At 35.3% G+C, this 13075-nt stretch carries 16 protein-coding genes and 14 tRNA genes (1 of these 30 cut by a window edge); 25 read left to right on the forward strand and 5 right to left on the reverse strand.

The features are described from left to right. From JDW14_02990 to JDW14_03055, 14 genes are all read left to right on the forward strand, one after another. A tRNA-Leu gene (locus tag JDW14_02990) sits at positions 1-73 on the forward strand; it begins 9 nt to the left of the window's first position. A gap of 9 nt (positions 74-82) precedes the next feature. After that, a tRNA-Thr gene (locus JDW14_02995) sits at positions 83-155 on the forward strand. A gap of 13 nt (positions 156-168) precedes the next feature. Next, a tRNA-Gly gene (locus JDW14_03000) sits at positions 169-240 on the forward strand. A gap of 31 nt (positions 241-271) precedes the next feature. Next, positions 272-357, forward strand: a tRNA-Leu gene (locus tag JDW14_03005). Positions 358-365: 8 nt separating this feature from the next. Then, a tRNA-Arg gene (locus JDW14_03010) sits at positions 366-439 on the forward strand. Positions 440-450: 11 nt separating this feature from the next. Continuing rightward, positions 451-524, forward strand: a tRNA-Pro gene (locus JDW14_03015). A gap of 19 nt (positions 525-543) precedes the next feature. Continuing rightward, a tRNA-Ala gene (locus tag JDW14_03020) sits at positions 544-616 on the forward strand. Between the two features lie 14 nt (positions 617-630). Then, positions 631-704 (forward strand) — tRNA-Met (locus JDW14_03025). A 10-nt stretch (positions 705-714) separates the two neighbouring features. After that, a tRNA-Ile gene (locus tag JDW14_03030) sits at positions 715-788 on the forward strand. Between the two features lie 9 nt (positions 789-797). After that, positions 798-887, forward strand: a tRNA-Ser gene (locus tag JDW14_03035). A gap of 13 nt (positions 888-900) precedes the next feature. Further along, positions 901-973, forward strand: a tRNA-Met gene (locus JDW14_03040). 27 nt (positions 974-1000) lie between these two features. Continuing rightward, positions 1001-1071 (forward strand) — tRNA-Gly (locus JDW14_03045). An 11-nt stretch (positions 1072-1082) separates the two neighbouring features. After that, a tRNA-Ile gene (locus JDW14_03050) sits at positions 1083-1156 on the forward strand. Between the two features lie 24 nt (positions 1157-1180). Further along, a tRNA-Ser gene (locus JDW14_03055) sits at positions 1181-1268 on the forward strand. A gap of 132 nt (positions 1269-1400) precedes the next feature. Here the strand turns inward: JDW14_03055 and JDW14_03060 are convergent. From JDW14_03060 to JDW14_03080, 5 genes are all read right to left on the reverse strand, one after another. Then, a complete protein-coding gene (locus JDW14_03060; protein ID QQD66101.1) occupies positions 1401-2501 on the reverse strand; it encodes a site-specific integrase in 1101 nt (366 codons plus the stop codon). A gap of 115 nt (positions 2502-2616) precedes the next feature. Beyond that, positions 2617-3624, reverse strand: a complete 1008-nt coding sequence (locus tag JDW14_03065) for a virulence RhuM family protein (GenBank protein QQD66102.1) — start codon at positions 3622-3624, stop codon at positions 2617-2619. Between the two features lie 484 nt (positions 3625-4108). After that, positions 4109-4603 (reverse strand): membrane lipoprotein lipid attachment site-containing protein, encoded by a 495-nt coding sequence (locus JDW14_03070; protein QQD66103.1) that lies wholly within the window; start codon positions 4601-4603, stop codon positions 4109-4111. A 22-nt stretch (positions 4604-4625) separates the two neighbouring features. After that, positions 4626-5051, reverse strand: coding sequence for an ImmA/IrrE family metallo-endopeptidase (locus JDW14_03075; protein QQD66104.1), 426 nt, complete (start codon positions 5049-5051; stop codon positions 4626-4628). Between the two features lie 8 nt (positions 5052-5059). Continuing rightward, positions 5060-5515, reverse strand: a complete 456-nt coding sequence (locus JDW14_03080; protein QQD66105.1) for a helix-turn-helix transcriptional regulator — start codon at positions 5513-5515, stop codon at positions 5060-5062. Positions 5516-5693: 178 nt separating this feature from the next. Here JDW14_03080 and JDW14_03085 point away from each other — a divergent pair, with 178 nt between their 5' ends. From JDW14_03085 to JDW14_03135, 11 genes are all read left to right on the forward strand, one after another. Continuing rightward, positions 5694-5915: a hypothetical protein gene (locus tag JDW14_03085; protein QQD66106.1), complete on the forward strand. Its 222-nt coding sequence runs from the start codon at positions 5694-5696 to the stop codon at positions 5913-5915. A gap of 149 nt (positions 5916-6064) precedes the next feature. Continuing rightward, positions 6065-6379: a DUF771 domain-containing protein gene (locus tag JDW14_03090; GenBank protein ID QQD66107.1), complete on the forward strand. Its 315-nt coding sequence runs from the start codon at positions 6065-6067 to the stop codon at positions 6377-6379. Next, positions 6372-6545, forward strand: coding sequence for a hypothetical protein (locus JDW14_03095; protein ID QQD66108.1), 174 nt, complete (start codon positions 6372-6374; stop codon positions 6543-6545). The genes JDW14_03090 and JDW14_03095 overlap by 8 nt, the downstream gene beginning before the upstream one ends. After that, a complete protein-coding gene (locus tag JDW14_03100) occupies positions 6542-6733 on the forward strand; it encodes a hypothetical protein (protein QQD66109.1) in 192 nt (63 codons plus the stop codon). The genes JDW14_03095 and JDW14_03100 overlap by 4 nt, the downstream gene beginning before the upstream one ends. Positions 6734-6934: 201 nt before the next feature. After that, positions 6935-7279 carry a hypothetical protein gene (locus tag JDW14_03105; GenBank protein QQD66110.1) on the forward strand — a complete coding sequence of 115 codons (345 nt, stop codon included), beginning with the start codon at positions 6935-6937 and terminating at the stop codon, positions 7277-7279. Between the two features lie 9 nt (positions 7280-7288). After that, the gene (locus JDW14_03110) at positions 7289-7780 is read left to right on the forward strand and encodes a siphovirus Gp157 family protein (protein QQD66111.1); all 492 of its coding nucleotides are present in this window, start codon (positions 7289-7291) and stop codon (positions 7778-7780) included. Positions 7781-7788: 8 nt separating this feature from the next. After that, complete coding sequence (locus JDW14_03115) at positions 7789-8478, forward strand: AAA family ATPase (protein ID QQD66112.1); 690 nt, start codon at positions 7789-7791, stop codon at positions 8476-8478. Between the two features lie 4 nt (positions 8479-8482). Then, complete coding sequence (locus tag JDW14_03120) at positions 8483-8980, forward strand: hypothetical protein (GenBank protein QQD66113.1); 498 nt, start codon at positions 8483-8485, stop codon at positions 8978-8980. A 367-nt stretch (positions 8981-9347) separates the two neighbouring features. Continuing rightward, on the forward strand, positions 9348-11159 hold the full coding sequence (locus JDW14_03125; GenBank protein QQD66114.1) for a hypothetical protein: 1812 nt from the start codon (positions 9348-9350) through the stop codon (positions 11157-11159). Beyond that, positions 11150-12634 carry an AAA family ATPase gene (locus tag JDW14_03130; protein QQD66115.1) on the forward strand — a complete coding sequence of 495 codons (1485 nt, stop codon included), beginning with the start codon at positions 11150-11152 and terminating at the stop codon, positions 12632-12634. The genes JDW14_03125 and JDW14_03130 overlap by 10 nt, the downstream gene beginning before the upstream one ends. Further along, a complete protein-coding gene (locus JDW14_03135) occupies positions 12615-13073 on the forward strand; it encodes a crossover junction endodeoxyribonuclease RuvC (GenBank protein QQD66116.1) in 459 nt (152 codons plus the stop codon). The genes JDW14_03130 and JDW14_03135 overlap by 20 nt, the downstream gene beginning before the upstream one ends. Positions 13074-13075 lie beyond the last annotated feature (2 nt).

Raw genomic sequence — 13075 nt, forward strand, 5'->3', positions numbered from 1 at the left:
GCGGAATTGGCAGACGCACCAGATTTAGGATCTGGCGCCTTCGGGCGTGGGGGTTCAAGTCCCTTCACCCGCATGGGAATAGGCCGGCTTAGCTCAGTTGGTAGAGCATCTGATTTGTAATCAGAGGGTCGAGGGTTCAAGTCCTTTAGCCGGCATAAGAGAAAGTATGCGGAAATAGTTCAGTGGTAGAACACCACCTTGCCAAGGTGGGGGTCGCGGGTTCGAACCCCGTTTTCCGCTTTTTGCCAGAGTAAGAAATTACGGCAGAGATGCCGGGGTGGCGGAACTGGCAGACGCACAGGACTTAAAATCCTGCGGGTAGTGATACCCGTACCGGTTCGATTCCGGTCCTCGGCATATAAGGAGCACCCATAGCTCAATTGGATAGAGTACTTGACTACGAATCAAGCGGTTGCAGGTTCGACTCCTGCTGGGTGTATAAGAAAACAACGGGAAGTAGCTCAGCTTGGTAGAGCACTTGGTTTGGGACCAAGGGGTCGCAGGTTCGAATCCTGTCTTCCCGATTTTTTTTAATCAAAAAATGGGGGATTAGCTCAGCTGGGAGAGCGCCTGCTTTGCACGCAGGAGGTCAGCGGTTCGATCCCGCTATTCTCCATTAATAAAAAAGATGGCGGTGTAGCTCAGCTGGCTAGAGCGTCCGGTTCATACCCGGGAGGTCATGGGTTCGATCCCCTTCGCCGCTATAAGAGGGATGGACCTTTAGCTCAGGTGGTTAGAGCAGACGGCTCATAACCGTCCGGTCGTAGGTTCGAGTCCTACAAGGTCCATAAAAGAACGGAGGATTACCCAAGTCCGGCTGAAGGGAACGGTCTTGAAAACCGTCAGGCGTGTAAAAGCGTGCGTGGGTTCGAATCCCACATCCTCCTTAATAATAAAGATCGCGGGGTGGAGAAGTTGGCATCTCGTCGGGCTCATAACCCGAAGGTCGCAGGTTCGAGTCCTGCCCCCGCAATTAGGAATAGGAAGACGAAAAGAAGGTGCGGGTGTAGTTTAGTGGTAAAACTACAGCCTTCCAAGCTGTTGTCGCGAGTTCGATTCTCGTCACCCGCTTAAAAAGAGAAGGGCCTATAGCTCAGCTGGTTAGAGCGCACCCCTGATAAGGGTGAGGTCGATGGTTCGAGTCCATTTAGGCCCATACAAGTGAATAGACTTGGTTGATGGGGAAGTACTCAAGAGGCTGAAGAGGCGCCCCTGCTAAGGGTGTAGGTCGGGAAACCGGCGCGAGGGTTCAAATCCCTCCTTCTCCGTTAATAGTATCGTTAAGATACTGTTGTGAAATTATTAAAAACGGTGTAAACGTTGATTTAACAATGTTTACACCGTTTTTCTTTATTTTTAGTTTTGATAAGAATGAATTACTTTTTCAAATCTTTTTGCAGTTATTTTGCATTCACTTTGAAGACTTCAAGGAAATCTTTATCACTTTGTTGTTCAAGCTCTTTTACGATATGCGTGTAGGTATTCAAGGTTTCCGATATATTTGAATGACCTAGGCGTTGACTAATATAGCCGATATTCACTCCAGCATAAAGCAGCAGCGATGCATGCGTATGACGCAATGCATGAATTGTTATCTTTGGAAGATTCAATTCTGAGAGTATTTTTTTAAAATGTTTACTTAATCCAGTGTATGTGATAATAGGACGATTGCGATTATTCATGAATAAGTATTCTTTGTTGTACTTTATGCATTTTATTTTATGCTTTTGTACCTTTGCGTATAATTCTGGTGTAGTAGCGATAGTTCGTATACTACTTTTTGTTTTACCTTTGGTGAAGCTAAAGGTATCTTTATAATCATATCCACGATTCACTGACAGACTTTCTTTAGCAATATCTTTATAAGATAGTCCAAATACTTCACCTATTCTTAAACCGGTTGTCAGCGCAATATAGAGCATTAAATCTTTGAAGTCATCACTATCGTTCAGAACATTAAGTAGCTTAGTTGCTTGGTCTTGATTGAGATGTTTGATTCTTGCTTGTTCTTCAATGTCATAATGTAGAACTGCGCCAAAGCTGGGGTCAGTTTTGATTAACCCGTCTGCAATAGCGTAGGATAGGCATTTTTTTAAATACCCATGCGTTTTTTGTACAGTGTTTTTACTTTTATTCATTCCACGTTCATTTATGTATGCTTGGTATTTAGTTCGTGTTAAATCGACTAATTTCATCTCTCCGAAGTAATTTTCAACTAATTCTATCTCATGCTCGTATTTTCTATCTGTTCCTTTAGAATACTTGCCGATGATGTAGGTATTGCACCATTCTTCAAAGTAATTAGCGAAGATTGTTAAATCTTTGCCATTTAAATCAGGGGTATCTTTCTTCTTTAATTCAAGAGAAGCAGCATATACTTCTGCTTCTTTTTTCGTTCCAAATCCGAACTTACTTTTTGTTTTAAACTTTCCTTGTTCATCTTTAAAACTTATACGACAATACCATTTACCGCTATTTTTATCTTTTTTTATGCTTGCCATATCTTTATACCTTCTTTCTTTTCTGGTATAATAGGGCATAGGAAATAAGCCCTATTTGGGTGTATTTTTGCTAGTCTCACACCTTCGCTTTGGTCGGGGAGGGTGTGGGATGTTTTTATTTATTTTTATCAGTTATTCTTTTAATTTCCTTATCAAAATCAGAAATAATTGTTTGCCTTTTGTTAAATATATCATATTCCGTTTTGGCTTTTTCTTTAGCTTGTTTTGACGAAATTTTTCCATGTCCTTCTAATATTTTATATTCGTTGAAATCTAAAAAGCGTTCGACGCTATTGGCGAATTCTTCCATCGTAAAAGTGTTGCGTCTTTCAATTAATCCTTCGATATAGTCGAAATATTGAGTGACGGTTCGTTCCAAGGATTTGATTTCTTTTTCTGATAAGTAATTTTTGGCAATTTGAGCATCACTTTTTAAAATTCTACCATTAGGTGCAGATTTCCAAGTGGTTAGTCCCATATTTTCTTTGGTATTATCAGCTTGTTTGTATATAATTTCTGCGGCTGTTTGACCTGTAATAGCGTAATGAAACTTATCTTGCACATGAGCATAAAATAATCGTGTTACTTCACTATTTTTGTCATAATCTGTACTTACCTCTGCAAAGATATCAGTAATTTGTTGCCAAATTCTTCTTTCACTTGCACGGATTGACCTAACACGCTCTAGTAATTCCTGGAAATAATCTTTTCCTAGTAAATTACTACCTTGTTTTAAACGTTCATCATCCATTGCAAAACCTTTAATCATATATTCTTTAAGAACAGAGGTCGCCCATTGTCTAAAGTGTGTGGCTTTTTGAGAATTAACTCGATATCCAACAGAGATAATCATGTCCAAATTATAGAAGTAGACCTGACGGGTAACTTGTCTTGCACCTTCGATTTGAACTATTGGGAATTTCCCAATAGTTGAACTTTCTTCGAGTTCTCCTGTTTTGTAAATATTTTTAATATGTTCATTGATGGTTGAAATATCTACGTTAAACAACTCAGCCATTTGTTTTTGTGGCATCCATAGAGTATCATGCCATACCATGACATCTGCGATAATGTCCCGATTGTCATTTTCATAAAGAACGAACTGTTGCATTTCAATTTCCATTCTATTACTCCTTTCAATTTCAACTTCTACTCGCTTTTACTCAACGCAAAACAAAAAGGTAACCACGTAAAGCAGTTACCAGCCGTATTTGCACAAGGTTTCCCTTGGTTAGTAACTACATTATATCATATTTTCTTCTCTTAATAACAGAAACTCTTGGGTTCCGCGCTCCCTTATGGTGGGCGAATACTACCAAGAGTTTTGTTAACTTATTTATATCGGTAGTACAGTAGTAATTTTACATGGAAGTCAATACTTATTGACTATTTTTCAACTTTTTTGGTTAATAATAGTTAGTCTCATTGCATTCGGGTTACTGTTTATTACTGTTTATTACTGTTTATTACTGTTTATTATTTTTCCTTTCTATTCAATCCTCTACACCTCCACGGGCGTAAAACTATCCACAACCTTACCCACGATGTTGAAATATAATCCCTCATCGACGGGGAGATTGATTGCGCATTAACGATACAAGGCTGGGTTATTTTGGTTCAAGTAATAAGCCGATATCTTCCACTTTTACACCATTTTTGGTTGCTAATTCAAGTAAGTTGTTTGATGCTCCATCGTTTTGTGGGTCTAAGGTCAACATTATATTATTTTTTTCTTTTTTAGCGACAAAATATAAATCGACTGTTTCGTTTTCAGGACCTGTGAATGTAATGGCTAATTTTCCATCTTGTAATGTGTATGGTGCAGATTGCTTTAGAATGTCTTTTGCATATTGTTCGAAGAATGCTCTTGCTAAGGGGTTATCCATTTCTGGATTTTGTTTAATTGCTACTTGATACACATCTTCGGAATCAATGTTGATATCTACATTATTTTCGTGGAATTTCAATTCAATGTCCACATCGTCATAAATTTTAGAAGTGTCAGTTACCCATTCATTCTTTTGTAAATCTTGTTTTGTAATTGCGTTTGAACAGCCAGCTAATGTTAATACACTGATTGCTAATAATATTGTTTTTTTCATGTTTCTCTCTCCTTAATCTATATTAAATATAATCTTTCATATACTTTGGTAACTGAAAGTAGTCAACAATCTGGTCTTTGGTCATAAAATCTAGTTCTTCGTATTGATTTCTTAATAATTCAAACGCAAACCGATTAGCTTCGGCTTCGATTTTTAAAACTTGCGAGGGTGCCCCCACGCTTCGCATAAAGGGTGTACTGGCTTGTTTGTGCAAAAATATATGTCCTAATTCATGGCATAATACGAATTCTCTTAAATTCTCGTGGATAAGAGAATTCAGTATGATACTGCTATGCCGATGATTACGAATAGTCATACCAAAAGTGTCAAAATCTAATGGAATGTCTAATATATCAACATCATTGTTTTTTGCTATTTTATAAGGTTCATACGATTCTGCTAGCTTAAATGCCTTTTCGACTGCCTTTTCAATAGTTTCATATCTCATGTAACCACCTACTCATTACGATATTTTTTAGGGGTGAATTTCTTTTTGGCTTTTTCTTTGTTCAATTCCATTGCCATTTGAATAGCGATACGTAATTGTTCTTTGCCTTCATCCGTCAGTGGCTCACCATAGAAATTTACTTCCGATTTAGTAAACATTCCTTCTAGTAATTTATCAACTTCCTTTCCTATGTCTAGTTTTTCTTTCTCGGTTAATGTGTAGTAGGGTTGTTGGATGCCTAATAATTCATTAGGTTCTATATCAAAAGTAGAAGCTATCAATCGAATAGTATCCATTCTAGGTTCAACTTTTCCATTTTCCCATTTCGAGATATTGGTCTTGTTGAAATTTGATGAATATAAACCATTTGATTTTTCAGCAAATGAATTTAACGCAGAAGCAAATTCATCTTGATTGAGACCTTTTTCAATTCTTATCGATTTAATTTTTTGAGCGAAGCTCATGTTAATCACCCACTTCCGTCTTATATTTTTAAAATAATTATACTACCAAGTTTCTAAAGAAACAACAGGAAAACGAAAAAAGTTTATTTTTTTTCAATTTTCTTGTTGACTTTAAAAATGAAACGAGTTATTATATGTGTGTGGTTGAAAAAAGATAAACAAAAAGAGAGGTGATTTAATGAATGTGAATAGAAAAAGACCACCGTATAATGAGTTTAAAGCATGGATGATAACTCATTCAGTTACACGAAATGAGTTGAAAAAGTTGCTAGGTTTAACAGATTCAACGCTTAGCCACAGACTAAATGGAACTGGAGCTGATTTTTCATTAGATGAAATTCGTTTGATGATTGGAGAATATGGAAATGATATTGCTAATTTTTTTTACAACTTAGGTTGAAAAAAGATAAACAAACCTAAAGTAAGACGGCAAGGTATTTATGCTTTGCGTGACGGCAGAGCAGAGAATTTAAGTTTAAAAAACGCATTTAAATTAGCAGACGCACTAGAAGTAGACGTAAATGTTTTTAGAGAAAAGGAGTAACAACTATGACAATTGCAGAGCTTATTGAGTACGAAAAACAGGTGCTCCAACAGCAGCACGAAGCCGAAATAGCTCGTATCCGTGCTGAAGCTGATAAAGGTGCAATCGGTGATGCGAAATGGCTAGAGAAAAGAGTAGGTTTGAAAATGAAGTATATCAAGCCACGGATACTCTATCCATTCCGCGAAGAGTTGGAAGGTGAAATCATCTTCTACTCGGATAAGCAAGGAGTTCCTTGGAGAATCAACAAATTTAAGTTCAATGAATGGATGAATGCTAATTTTTCCAGAATTGATTGGGAGGGGAAATGTTGTGCGTGATTGGATATTAACTATTTTATGTGGTTTGCTGCTTGGTTGTGCTGTCGGTGCAGTTATCGAAAACCACAGACAAGTAGAACAAGAAAGATTTTGGGAGCAACATAGAAAAAGCACAATGGATAGACGGATATGCAAAATGATTTACGGAGAGGATGAATGTAAATGATAAAACAAGCAATTAAAGAGTATTACGGTGAGGATTTATGGGACGGAGAAGTCCACGAGTCAGACGAAATGAGCTACGACCGTAACGGATGTCACCACACAGGCTACTGGGTGAAACGTGGACCGGAACCACAAGATTGGTGGGATGTTTTCTATGACGCTGACGATTCGTTTTTCTTAGCGCGATGAAACAATGGCAAAGACAAGAACTACACAAGTGTATGGACTTGTATAACAAAACTGGCAACTTTCAACATATCGTTGACAGTTGGAATATATTAGCGTACAGACGCTGGGAAGCAGTGATGATAGAAATAATAGAGTGGGCAAAAGAAAAAGTCCGCACGGCAATGCGGACGATAAAAACATGTATAAGGAGATTATAACATAATGACACGATTTGAACAAATAGCAGAACTATTAAAAGAAATGCCAAATGCGACATATGAAGATATGGCTAGTGAATTGAATATCACTAAAGGATATGCAAAGACATTAATTAGTAATATGCGAAAACTAGGCATCATTGCTTCAAAAACAGTTGATGGCATTAGAGAGTTTGAAGTCTTTCCGGAAAAGATAAAACCACACAATCGAAAAACAGCCGCATGGACTAGAAAAGATTTAGCTGAACAATTACTTGATATTGTATTTGAAGCCTTAGAAGAAGAAACTCAAATGGAAAATATCATCAATGCAGGACATTTGATTATTAAATTAATGGATAGATTGTAGGAGGTAAATATGAAACTTTATGAATTAACTAATCTCTTTCATGATTTTACCGTCATGTTAGAACAAGCAGAAACCATTGAAGAAGTGGAAGCAGCGCAGATTGCATTACAAGGGATTGAAATAACATTTGATGAAAAAGTTGAGAATATCGTTAAAATGATTAAAAACTTTGAAGGTGATGTACTAGCTTATAAAAATGAAGAAACAAAATTGAAAGCAAAAAGACAGTCAGCAGAGAATAAGGTTGAATCACTTAAATCGTACTTATTTAATAACATGGAGTTTTTAGGAAAAGAAAAAGTAAAAACAGAATTGTTTAATGTTTCAATTAGAAATAATGCACCAAGTGTTGACCTTTATAACGAGGAAATTTTACCAGAAGCTTATTTAATTCCACTGGCTCCTAAAGTTGATAAAACATCAATCAGAGATGCGCTAAAGCGTGGTGAAGAGGTTCCAGGTGCAAAATTGGTTAGAAGTCGATCATTACAAATTAGGTAGGTGTATCAATGAAAAGGATTAGAGCAGCAGATATAACAAGGTATCAACATTTTACATGCCTGATATATTCAGAACCAGGTAAAGGAAAAACCTCAATGATTAAATCATTAAAAGGTAAGTCGCTTGTTTGGTCTACTGATGGTATGTATAGCGTGTTAGAAGGAGAAGATAATGTTGAAATTTGGGAAATGGAACCCGAAAAACCATTAGCAGAAATGGAAAGTTTTTATAAGGATTTGAGATCAGAACATACGAAATTTGACAATATTATTATTGATAATTTATCAACATTCATAAAAATGTGGTTGAATGCTAAGGCGAAGGAAACAAAAAGCGGAATGCCGGAGTTAAAAGACTATGCTATTGTCGATAGAGTTATTTTTGATTTCATTGCCAGTTTAAAAAAATTCAAGAAGAATCTAATTTTATTTGCTCATGAAGAGCAAGTTGAAATCAAAAAGACAAACGGAGGAGTTTACACGCAGCATCGACCAATGATCCGTACGATAGATGCAATTATGGGGATTATCCCGTTGGTAGGTAGATTAGTCGTGATTGAAAATTCAAACACTGGAGAAGAAGAACGCATTATTGTGATGCAACCTACGCAATCTACCCGAGCAAAAGACCAATTAATAGGACATTTAAAAACAATCAATCAAATGGAATTATTTCCATTGTTACAAAAAGGAGAATAAAAATATGGGAATTTTAGATACATTAAACAAAGTAAAAGCAGACGGATTTGATCCTAAAAAAGATAAAGTCAATAACGGCGGTAGATTAGAAAGTGGAGAGTATCCTATTCATATTGCTACTGTAGAACGTACTGCAGATAAAAGACAAAATGAAGTAGTAGATATTAAATTTGAAGTTATTAGCGGAGATTTTAAGGGACGATTTGAGTTTTTAAGATTGAATTTCAATCCTGAACTACCAGATTTCGTATTGGAAACTAATGGGAAATTATTATTAAAAATTATCGAATTTACGGGATTAAGTCCTAAAAAATCTGATCTTGTAGACGAAGAAGCGATTACTGAACTATTGCAAAAAGCAATTGGTAAGCAATTTAAAATGACTTTAAAAATAACACCAAATAAAAATAATCCTGAATATCCTTATCGTAATTATGAATTTTCTTCATTAGATGAAAATCCTGATTTACCAGAAATAGAAGATGACGATTTACCGTTCTAATCAAGGTTACAAAAATGGTTACAAGCGACTTTGTGAAATTTTCAGAAAACAGTGACAAACATTGATATAACAACGTTTGCTTAAGGTTACAAAAAAAGTTACAAAGTAGGTTACAAAAGTCAGAAAATAACCAAAAATCGTTGAATTTGGGTAGAAATCCTGTAACTGTAACCTACTTTGTAACCAAGTTTGTAACCAATTCAGCCTTGATAAATCAACATTTGTTACAAAGTTACGTCCATATATACTATTTTAGAGATTTTATAAAATGAAAAATTTTATCCCCCGACCTATTTCACAAAGTCAGGGGATAATAAAAACTGATTTATTTAAGTTGATTATAACAGAAAGGAGGAATAGGTTCAAGGTGTCAGAAATAATTTTTGAAAAAGCTCAAAAAAATTTAAAGCTGATTTACGATCGATTACAGAGCAGCAATGCGGGTAGAGTGACCAATAGTCAAGATGTTTTATTCTTAGCAATTGGCGGATACAATCGTACATTTGATTTATTGATAAGCATGGGAGTTGAAAGAGATCAGATTGCTACTTTTTCTAGCTTGAATTTGAGTACTGATTTTTTAAGAGAAACGCACCTAAAAAAAGTAGTATACATCAAAAAGTTAAATTATGTCACCGGTGTAATGAAAACTGCTTCTTTCGCAAAAAAACAATTGGATTTAAAGGTTGCTGAAAGTTTTCAAGAGTCAATGATGGTTTATAAAGATGCGACTAGAAGAATTAAATTAGGGAAAGAAGATCATGATTGGATTAAACCTAATGTGGTTATTTTAGATGACCAATCATTGAATTTACAATTTGATGGCTATCGATTTTTTTATCAACAAAACTTTGGTTTTTGTCAAATGAGAAATCGGAACGCAGAACCTTGGAAAATCATACACGAAATAAAAACATGTCAAGCGAGCGATTTTTTAAAGTTTGTATTATATCAAGATCATCATACTGATGAAACAGCGGTAATGGATGCATTAGATCGATTGAAGGTTTTTCCTGCGAGGATTGTTGAAAATTATTGGTATTACAAACCGACGGAATTTAAAAAAATATTGGGTTCTAATGAACTAGTTAGAGCAATGAAGGAGTTACCCGAATTAGGAGTAACACAACTACAATCTAACAAGAAAATAGGGAATGAGAATGCTAGGTGGGTAGTCGTACCTGAACATGCATTTGACTTCAAAGGATTCAGTTACTTTGATGAAGAAGATATATTTAAACTAGAATTAGATGCAGAAGAAGAGCAAGAGAAACTAGAGGCATATAAACAGGAACAATTACTACAATCAGTCATTACTGTAGAATTTCCACTAAACTTCAAGTTTGGAGTAGTAGGAAATGAATTAATCCACAGTCCAGTGGAAACACTTCAAACATTTCTAGCGGATGTTGATGCAGTTGAGATGGATGAAGTGAACGGTATTTCCTTATTGGATGGTGCTACAACTGAGCAGGAATATAAAGCGATTAAAAAACATCGTTTAGCCTATTTCTTAGATGGAGAATACAAAGACAATATTCGAGACGATAAAAACTATTTGGGTGGTAGGAGATTACTGTCGATTGATATTGATGAGGGAGATTATTCAAGAGAAGAAATTGAAGCGAAACTTCAACAACAAAACTTATTTGGTTTAGTTTATCCTACTGCAAAATATTATTTTAATCAGTCGAAACGTTGGAGAATAATCTTAGTAGCAGATATTCAATTATCAAAAGAGGATTACCGTAATACGATAACAGGGCTAGCAAAAATGCTGAATTTAGATATTGATGAATCGTCTAAAAAAGTATCTCAATTAATGGGATATCCACTTAAAAGAAGTGATGTATCGATTGTTATTGGAACGATGGTTAATATTGAACAATTCCGACCTAAAGAAAATGTCGTTACGATGAAGGAATGGAACGCTAAAAAATCATTGTTAGATTTTAATCATAAGCAGGCAATGATGATTAAGAATGCGCTAAGCAATGGTGTTCAAAAAGGTCAAAGAAATGAAACTTATTATCAGTCAGTTTTATTTTTAAAAGACACATTAGGAAATGCAGAATTGTCAAAATGGCATGAAGAAGCGGCAGAATTGCTGATAAAGATTAAAGAAAGAATGTTAATTGATGGATTAACACAGAAAGAGGTAGATTTGATTTGCAGATAATAGATTTTTCGCAGTCAATTAGGGATAACATTGAAAGAACATATACTTTCGCATATGTAAAAAATGCTTTTTCGTATGAAGGTAAGCCTGAAACATACGATGCTGAAAAGTTCTTTTTAATGTATTTAGAAGATGAACCGTTCGATGCTTTTTTGGCATTAGATGGATTTGCATTTAAGCGGACAAAACAAACATTAGACCGGTATGGAATTCGTTATACACAAGATCAGGAAAGACGAGCAAAAGTCTACCAAGATGTGACAGAACGCATGCAAAAGGAACGAAGTGATTTTATTTCAATGTATGTCGAAAATTTCGATAAAACAGGAATTGTGTTATATAAAGATCCTTATGTAATCACAACAGAAACAACAATCAAGGCGCATGAGGCGATGGACAGATTGCCGGTTAAACAGAAAACAACTTTGACTATTTATAAGCATCGAATTAATCCGATGTTAAAGGCTTCAAGAGAACAAATGAATGCAGTTAGGGTATGTATTGAAAATAAAATTTCGTGTTTGATTGGTGGTGCAGGTACTGGAAAATCCTTTGTAACTGCAACGATCATCGACCAATTATTAGCAAATGGGAAAAAAGTTGTCATTCTTGCACCAACACACAAAGCGAGAGAATCATTGCAAAAAAAAATAGATAAAGGAACTGTACGAACTATTCACAGTTTTGTTCACAATCCTGATCCATGCGATGCAATTGTCATTGATGAATCGGGGATGTTATCGACTCCTTTATTTAAAAAGTTGATGGATAATTGGACGGGACAACATTTGGTGTTTGTTGGAGATAAAAATCAATTACCGCCTATTGAATATGGGCGACCATTTGAACGATTACAAAAAGAATGTGTCGTTGCAGAGTTAAAAGATAACAAGCGATCAGAAGCACCTGAAATTGTCGCATTGGGTAGAGAAATATTAGGAGAGCCACAAAATGCAAATATGAATCACGATCATATTGAAGTAGTTTCGACAATTGATGAAGCATTTAATCGGGGTGCAGAAGTATTGCTTACATTTACCAATAATGATGTAAAAGAAACTAATCAATCTCAACGAGTAAAAAATGGGAAACCAGCCATACATCCTGATTTTTCAATTGGAGATAAGATAATTGCAAAAACCAATGATAAAAATCGCTTTTTTAACGGACAACTTTTTGAAATTATAGATTTCGATGTCATTCAAAAAATAGATAATGGAGAGTATGTGACATTAAAATCGGACAAAGATTTATTGTTTAACTTTGATTTAGCATATGGTTTAACCATTCATAAATCACAAGGTAGTGAGTGGGATGTTGTTGCTTATAAACCTAGTGATAAAGATACTACTAATTTAGCATATGTTGCCGTAACGAGAGCAAAAAAACATTTAATTATCGTTGGGGAAGGATTAAAAAATGAATATTTACCAGAAAAAGCATGGAGACAATTGAATGAAATTAATCGCATTTGATCAGTCCACCACTGCAACTGGTTGGTGTGTAATGGAAATGGGTTCAATGGATATTGTTGACTTTGGGGTAATTAAACCTCAAGGTCACACCAATGAACGGATTAGAAAAACGATAAAAAAATGTATTTCGTTATGCAAAACACATGAAGTAACCTTTGTATTTATTGAAGGTGTACAAGTTCAAAAAAATCCAGTGGTTTATGAAATTTTAGCAAAGCTTTGTGGCACATTGGAAATTTGTTTAGAAGAAAAAGGCTATTTAGTCAATATTATTAAAGCGGCTGAATGGAGGAAAAGGGTAGGAATAAAAAATAAAAACAGAGCCCAAGTTAAAAATGATGCAAAAGAATTAGTAGAAAAACTTTACGAGATTAAACCTAGTGAGGATGAGTGTGAAGCTATCTTGTTTGCTAGAGCATTTGCGAAAAGTGAGGGGTAAAA

The organism is Aerococcaceae bacterium zg-252 (assembly GCA_016237705.1).
Lineage (GTDB): Bacteria > Bacillota > Bacilli > Lactobacillales > Aerococcaceae > Globicatella > Globicatella yangjingiae.

Excerpts from the sequence above, each read along its gene's own strand:
- JDW14_03060 (QQD66101.1), bottom strand. The coding sequence starts at position 2,501 with ATGGCAAGCATAAAAAAAGATAAAAATAGCGGTAAATGGTATTGTCGT.
- JDW14_03065 (QQD66102.1), bottom strand. The coding sequence starts at position 3,624 with ATGGAAATTGAAATGCAACAGTTCGTTCTTTATGAAAATGACAATCGG.
- JDW14_03070 (QQD66103.1), bottom strand. The coding sequence starts at position 4,603 with ATGAAAAAAACAATATTATTAGCAATCAGTGTATTAACATTAGCTGGC.
- JDW14_03075 (QQD66104.1), bottom strand. The coding sequence starts at position 5,051 with ATGAGATATGAAACTATTGAAAAGGCAGTCGAAAAGGCATTTAAGCTA.
- JDW14_03080 (QQD66105.1), bottom strand. The coding sequence starts at position 5,515 with ATGAGCTTCGCTCAAAAAATTAAATCGATAAGAATTGAAAAAGGTCTC.
- JDW14_03085 (QQD66106.1), top strand. The coding sequence starts at position 5,694 with ATGAATGTGAATAGAAAAAGACCACCGTATAATGAGTTTAAAGCATGG.
- JDW14_03090 (QQD66107.1), top strand. The coding sequence starts at position 6,065 with ATGACAATTGCAGAGCTTATTGAGTACGAAAAACAGGTGCTCCAACAG.
- JDW14_03100 (QQD66109.1), top strand. The coding sequence starts at position 6,542 with ATGATAAAACAAGCAATTAAAGAGTATTACGGTGAGGATTTATGGGAC.
- JDW14_03105 (QQD66110.1), top strand. The coding sequence starts at position 6,935 with ATGACACGATTTGAACAAATAGCAGAACTATTAAAAGAAATGCCAAAT.
- JDW14_03110 (QQD66111.1), top strand. The coding sequence starts at position 7,289 with ATGAAACTTTATGAATTAACTAATCTCTTTCATGATTTTACCGTCATG.
- JDW14_03115 (QQD66112.1), top strand. The coding sequence starts at position 7,789 with ATGAAAAGGATTAGAGCAGCAGATATAACAAGGTATCAACATTTTACA.
- JDW14_03120 (QQD66113.1), top strand. The coding sequence starts at position 8,483 with ATGGGAATTTTAGATACATTAAACAAAGTAAAAGCAGACGGATTTGAT.
- JDW14_03135 (QQD66116.1), top strand. The coding sequence starts at position 12,615 with ATGAAATTAATCGCATTTGATCAGTCCACCACTGCAACTGGTTGGTGT.